This is a genomic window from Streptomyces sp. NPDC058008 (assembly GCF_042886395.1).
Lineage (GTDB): Bacteria > Actinomycetota > Actinomycetes > Streptomycetales > Streptomycetaceae > Streptomyces.
Genome location: NZ_JBHVQX010000010.1, coordinates 141,907 through 147,977, shown reverse-complemented (window position 1 = coordinate 147,977; position 6,071 = coordinate 141,907). Strand labels below are relative to the sequence as shown.

The window sequence follows — 6,071 nt, the reverse complement described above, 5'->3', positions numbered from 1 at the left end:
GAAGGCGGGTGGCTGGTCGGTGGACCGGCATCCCCGGTTCCTCGCCGACACCACGGGGGACGGCAGGCTGGACATCGTCGGCTTCCACGACGACGGTGTCCGGGTGTCGCTCCAGGACGAGGAGGGCACGTTCGCACCGGTCGCCGACGAACCCGCTCTGCGGGCGTTCGGCCACGACGAGAAGGCGGGTGGCTGGTCGGTGGACCGGCATCCCCGGTTCCTCGCCGACACCACGGGGGACGGCAGGCTGGACATCGTCGGCTTCCACGACGACGGCGTCTGGGTCTCGTACCAGGACGAGGAGGGGACGTTCGCCGAACCCTTCTACGTCCACGACGACTTCGGGACCGACCAGGGATGGAGCTCCGCCGGGGAGAACCCCCGGTTCCTGCTCAGGACCACCGCCGACGGGGCACCGGACATCGTCGGTTTCGGTCCGCTGGGCGTCGTCGTGTCACGTGGACGCGGCGACGGCACGTTCGCACCGTCGAAGCTCGTCCTGAACGACTTCGGGACGGCCCAGGGCTGGACGGGCGGGAAGCACCTCAGATTCCTCGCCGACGTCACCGGAGACGGCGGCCCCGACATCGTGGGCTTCGGGAACGAGGGCGTCTGGGTGGCGCACGGCCTCGGCGGCGGCCGGTTCGAGCAGGCCCAGCTGGTGTGCCGGGGTTTCGGGTACGACGACGACGCGGGTGCCTGGCGGGTCGGCCGCCACCCCCGCTTCCTCGCCGACGTCACCGGTGACGGGCGCGTCGACATCGTCGGCTTCGGCGGCCCGGGGGTCTACGTGGCCCGCAACCTCCACCGCCGCTTCAGGACCCGGTAGCGCCGCCGCCCGGCTGCCTCCCACCGGTGCGGATCGGGCTTCGGCCCGGCTGCCTCCCACCGGTGCGGATCGGACTTCGGCCCGGCTGCCTTTCGCCGGTCCGGATCGGACTCCGGCCCGCCCGCGTCACCGGTCCGGATCGGACGCCGGTCGGGATCGGAAGGGGCGGGCCGTCCAGGTCCGGCCCGGCCGCGGGCGCCGGGGGCCACTCGTGTCCCCGGGCGCCCGCGCGTCCTACCGGTCCCGGTCCTCGGGAGCGGTGTGCCGGACGACGCTGTCGGGGCCCGGGGACCTGATCGATTCGTGCCCGTCCTCGAAGCGCAGGCGGTACGGGGGGCCGCCCCCGTCGCCCAGCACCTCGACGATCTCTGCGACCCGGTCGTGCTGCCCCACGGTCCTGCCGTGCGTCAGCAGACGGTCGCCCGCATGTGCCTCCATCGGGAGTGACCTCCTCACGGGTGGCGGTCCATGCCGTCAATTCTATGACCGGACGGGCGTGTCGGCTCCCGTGCGGCGCGTGCCTCGGCCCGCGCGCTGGGTGACGGCGATGCAGACCAGGACGGCTACCGCGGCCACCGGAGCGGCGGTGGACACCTCCTCACCCAGGGCGAGGAACGACCAGACCAGGGTGAGCAGCGGCTGTGCCAGCTGGAGCTGGCTCGCCCGGGGGACCCCGATCTCCGCCATGCCCCGGTACCAGACGTACAGCCCCAGGAAGGTCGACACGGCGGCCACCCAGACCAGACCGACGACCCCGTGCGCCGTGAGGCGCACCGGTTCGAAGGGCAGGGCCACGGCCGCGCCGGCCACCGCGAGGGGGAGGGTGAGGACGAGGGCCCAGCCGACCACCTGCCAGCCGGGCATCACCCCGGCCAGCCGGCCGCCCTCGGTGTAGCCCGCCGCGCAGACCAGCAGGGCCCCGAACAGGTAGAGGTCGCCGCCGGACAGCTTTCCGCCGCTCTGCTGCACCGTGAAGGCGATCACCACGGCCGCACCCGCGAACGCCGCGATCCAGAAGGCGCGCGGCGGGCGCGAGCCGGTGCGCAGGGCCGAGAGGAGCGCGGTCGTCAGGGGGAGCAGACCCACCACGACGGCCGCGTGCGAGCTCGTGGAGGTCTGGAGGGCCAGGGAGGTCAGCAGGGGGAAGCCCACCACCACGCCGCCCGCGACGACGGCGAGTCCCGTCCAGTGGCGCCGCTCGGGCACCGGGACCCGGCCCGCGAGCAGCGCGCCCCCCGCGATCAGTGCGGCGAGCACGCTGCGCAGCGCGACCAGGGACCAGGGGCCGAAGCTCTCCAGGCCCCACACCGTCGAGGGGAAGGTCAGGGAGAAGGCGAGAACGCCCAGCCCGGCGAGTACCACCCCGCTCCCGGGGCCACGGCGTACGAGCTGCCGGTCGGTGTCGACCGCTATCGCGGTATCGCCGGTAGCGCTATTGTCTGCTGTCATGCATGAGCGTAGCAGTGTGGCGGAGCTGGCCAACTCCCTCAGGGGTGAGCTGAACCGCTACTCGCCAGGTGGAAAGCTGCCGTCCAGTCGGGCGCTCGTCGAGCGTTTCAAGGTCAGCCCGGTGACCGTCTCCCGGGCCGTCGCGCAGCTCGCCGCGGAAGGCCTGGTCGTCACCCGCCCCGGTTCCGGGGCCTTCCGGGCCGGGGCCCGGGCCGCCGCACCCGCCCCGGGGGACACCTCCTGGCAGGAGGTCTCGCTCAGCGGGGACGGCGGACCCGAGGTCGTGCCGCGCACCGTCGACGCCTCGGGCGTCCTGGTCACCCTCGCCGCACCGCCGCCCGGGGTGATCGAGTTCAACGGCGGCTACCTCCACCCCGCCCTCCAGCCCGAGCGGGCCCTGGCCGCCGCCCTGGCCCGTGCCGGACGCCGGCCGGGGGCGTGGGGCAGGCCGCCCACCGACGGACTGGCCGAGCTGCGCGCCTGGTTCGCCCGCGAGATCGGCGGCACGCTCACCGGGTCCGACGTCCTGATCACGGCCGGAGGGCAGAGCGCCCTGGCCACCGCGCTGCGGGCGCTCGCCCCGCCCGGCGCCCCCGTCCTCGTCGAATCGCCGACCTACCCCGGCATGCTGGCCGCCGCCCGTGCCACCGGACTGCGACCGGTACCCGTGCCCGTGGACGCCGACGGGGTACGGCCCGACCTGCTGGAAGCCGCCTTCCGGGCCACCGGGGCCAGGGTCTTCGTCTGCCAGCCGCTCTTCCAGAACCCGACGGGCGCCGTCCTGGCCCCCGGACGCCGCGAACGGGTCGTGCGGGCGGCCCGGCAGGCGGGCGCCTTCGTCGTCGAGGACGACTTCGCCCGCCGTCTCGTCCACGCGGACTCCGGCCCGCTGCCCGAACCCCTCGCGGCCCACGACCCGGACGGCGTCGTCGTCCACGTGCGCTCCCTCACCAAGATCACATCGCCCAGCCTCCGGGTCGGCGCGCTCGCCGCCCGCGGCCCCGTCCTGGAACGGCTCCGCGCCATCCAGGTCGTCGACAGCTTCTTCGTCCCGCGACCCGTCCAGGAGGCCGCGCTCGAACTCGTCGGCTCCCCGGCCTGGGAGCGTCATCTGCGCACCGTCGCAGCCGAACTGGGCGCCCGCCGCACCGCCATGACGGCGGCGGTGCGCGACCGGCTGCCCGAACTCGCCCTGCCCCACGTGCCGTCGGGCGGCGGCAGCATCTGGCTCCGCCTCCCCGGCCCCGGAGCCGGCGAGCCCGTCCTGGTCTCCGCCGCCCTGCGGGCCGGCGTCGCCGTCGCACCCGGCCGCCCCTACCACTGCGCCGAACCGCCCGCGGGGCACGTCAGGCTGAGCTTCGCGGCCGTCTCGGGCGCCATCGAGATCGCCGAGGGGGTGCGCAGGCTGCGCACCGCCGTCGACGAGCTGCTGGGCGAGGGCGATAGCCTCCCGGGATGACCGACCACGACAGCGCCGAGCGGCGCTACGAGATCTCCGACGACCCCGCGCGGCTGGACCCGGCCCGCATACACCGCTGGCTGTCCACCGATGCCTACTGGGCCCTGGGCCGGACCCGCGAGAGCCATGACCGGATGATCGAGGGCTCGCTCAACTACGGTGCCTACGAACGCGGTTCGGGCGACCAGGCCGCCTACGCGCGCGTGGTGACCGACCGCGCCTCCTTCGCCTGGATCTGCGACGTGTACGTCGACCCCGCGGCCCGCGGTCACGGCCTCGGGACCCGGCTCGTCACCGCCGTGCGGGACGACCTGACGCGGCTGGGCGTGCGCAGGTTCCTGCTCGCCACGAAGGACGCCCACGGGGTCTACGCCAGGCTCGGTTTCACCCCTCTCCCCGAGCCGGACATGTGGATGTCCCTCCAGGCGGTCTGAGGACGGCCGGGCGGGCGGTCCGGGCGGCCCTCTTGACCGGCGGGGCGCGCGGCCCCACGATCGCGCCCATGAGTGTTCGGGTGTCCCTGGTCGCCGCAGCGCGCAGTTCCGCCCTCCTCGCCGAGCGTTTCGACGACGACCGGCCGCTGGACCACGCCGGCCGTCGCGAGGTCCAGCTCGCCGCGCACACGCTGGTGCGGCTCGGCGCCACGGCCGAGCTGCGCTACTGCTCGCCGGCGCCGCGCAGCCGTGCCACGGGTCACGCCCTCGGCTTCGCCCCGCTCGTCCAGCCCGCCCTGCGTGACTGCGACATGGGCCGCTGGCGGGGGCTGACCCTGTCCGAGGTCGCCGCGGGCGAGCCGGCCGGTGTGGACGCCTGGCTCGCCGATCCGCGCTCCGCCCCGCACGGGGGCGAGTCCCTGTTCGCCTTCATCACCCGGGTGGGAGGCTGGCTGGACACCCGCCCGGTCCGCGAGGGCACCGTGGTCGCCGTCGCCGAACCCTCCGTCGTGCGCGCCGCCCTGGTCTACGTGCTCAGGGCCCCGCCGCCGACCTACTGGAACATCGACGTCCGCCCGCTCGCCGCCGTGACCATCACCGGCCTGCCGGGCCGCTGGAGCCTCAGCCTCGAAGCCGCCCCGCGCTGAACGCCTCACCCGGTGGAAGGAACGGGCCGTACGGTGCCTTCCCGACGGTCCGACCAGTCGGTATGGTGCGGGGCACCGAGACGAGGAGGGATCCGTGCCGCAGATCCGAGGCCACTGCGACGACCGGTTCGCCGCGGTACGCGACGCGTTCGCGGAGAACTTCGCCGACCGTGACGAACTGGGGGCGGCGGTCACGGTCCTGCTCGACGGGCACCCCGTGGCCGACCTCTGGGGCGGCTGGGCCGACGGGGACCGCACGCGCCCCTGGGAGCGGGACACCGTGGTCAACGTCTGGTCCACGACGAAGGGCCCGACCGCGCTCTGCGCCCACATCCTCGCCGACCGGGGCCTCCTGGACCTGGACGCCCCCGTGGCCGCCTACTGGCCCGAGTTCGCCGCCGAGGGCAAGGGGGAGGTACGCGTACGCCACCTGCTCTCCCACCGCTCCGGGGTCGCCGGCCTGCGCGATCCGCACACCCTGGCCGAGCTCTACGACTGGGAGCTGACCACCGCCCGGCTCGCCGCCACCGAGCCCTGGTGGGAGCCGGGCACCCGCTCCGGCTACCACGCGATCTCGTACGGGTTCCTGGTCGGCGAGGTCGTCCGCCGGATCACCGGGCTGCTGCCCGGGGAGTTCCTGCGGCAGGAGGTCACCGGGCCGCTCGGCATCGACTTCACGGTGGGCCTCCCCGAGAAGGACGCGGACCGGGTCGCCGAGCTCGTCCAGCCGAGGGCCGTCTCCCACGAACAGGCCGCGCTCTTCGCCCGGATGGAACCGGTCGCCATCGCCTCCCTGCTCAACCCGGGCACCGGCACCGCCGCCGCCAACACCCCCGCCTGGCGGGCCGCCGAGATTCCCGCCGCCAACGGCCACGGCACCGCCCGCGCGGTCGCCTCCCTCTACGGCATCCTCGCCGGGCGCGGCAGTCTCGGCGGCACCCGGATCCTGTCGGAGGAGGCGGCCGAGCGGGTCCGCGAGGGGCAGGGCAGCTGCCGTGACCTGGTACTCGGAGCCGGCTTCGCCCACGAGACCGAGCTGGGACTCGGCCTCTGGCTGAGCGGCCCCACCGGCTCCTACGGCCCCAACCCGCGTGCCGTGGGCCACGACGGGGCGGGAGGCTCCTGCGGTCTCGCCGACCCCGAGGCCGGCATCGCCCTCGGTTACGTCATGAACCGCATGGGGCCGCACATCGCCGACGACCCGCGCAAGATGGCGCTGGTCGGCGCGGTGTACGACTCCCTGTGAGCCCCGG

The 6,071-nt window shown here is 74.9% G+C and carries 7 protein-coding genes; 5 read left to right on the top strand and 2 right to left on the bottom strand.

The window, feature by feature from the left end:
- On the top strand, window positions 1–829 hold an 829-nt coding region (locus ACFVS9_RS12875), incomplete at its 5' end, for an FG-GAP repeat domain-containing protein (protein WP_389931771.1).
- A 234-nt stretch (window positions 830–1,063) separates the two neighbouring features.
- Here ACFVS9_RS12875 and ACFVS9_RS12870 read toward each other — a convergent pair.
- Both ACFVS9_RS12870 and ACFVS9_RS12865 read right to left on the bottom strand, forming a co-directional pair.
- The gene (locus ACFVS9_RS12870; RefSeq protein ID WP_383114560.1) at window positions 1,064–1,267 is read right to left on the bottom strand and encodes a DUF1918 domain-containing protein; all 204 of its coding nucleotides are present in this window, start codon (window positions 1,265–1,267) and stop codon (window positions 1,064–1,066) included.
- Between the two features lie 42 nt (window positions 1,268–1,309).
- A complete protein-coding gene (locus ACFVS9_RS12865; protein ID WP_383114561.1) occupies window positions 1,310–2,278 on the bottom strand; it encodes a DMT family transporter in 969 nt (322 codons plus the stop codon).
- Between ACFVS9_RS12865 and ACFVS9_RS12860 the strand changes: the two genes are divergently transcribed.
- The 4 genes from ACFVS9_RS12860 to ACFVS9_RS12845 all read left to right on the top strand — a co-directional run bounded on the left by ACFVS9_RS12860 (window position 2,277) and on the right by ACFVS9_RS12845 (window position 6,064).
- A complete protein-coding gene (locus ACFVS9_RS12860) occupies window positions 2,277–3,737 on the top strand; it encodes a PLP-dependent aminotransferase family protein (RefSeq protein WP_389931769.1) in 1,461 nt (486 codons plus the stop codon). The two genes, ACFVS9_RS12865 and ACFVS9_RS12860, sit on opposite strands and share 2 nt — an antisense overlap.
- A complete protein-coding gene (locus tag ACFVS9_RS12855) occupies window positions 3,734–4,171 on the top strand; it encodes a GNAT family N-acetyltransferase (RefSeq protein ID WP_383114563.1) in 438 nt (145 codons plus the stop codon). Before ACFVS9_RS12860 ends, ACFVS9_RS12855 begins: the two co-directional genes overlap by 4 nt.
- Before the next feature lie 68 nt (window positions 4,172–4,239).
- The gene (locus ACFVS9_RS12850; RefSeq protein ID WP_383114564.1) at window positions 4,240–4,818 is read left to right on the top strand and encodes a histidine phosphatase family protein; all 579 of its coding nucleotides are present in this window, start codon (window positions 4,240–4,242) and stop codon (window positions 4,816–4,818) included.
- Between the two features lie 94 nt (window positions 4,819–4,912).
- Window positions 4,913–6,064: a serine hydrolase domain-containing protein gene (locus ACFVS9_RS12845; protein WP_389931767.1), complete on the top strand. Its 1,152-nt coding sequence runs from the start codon at window positions 4,913–4,915 to the stop codon at window positions 6,062–6,064.
- The last annotated feature ends 7 nt before the right edge of the window (window positions 6,065–6,071 follow it).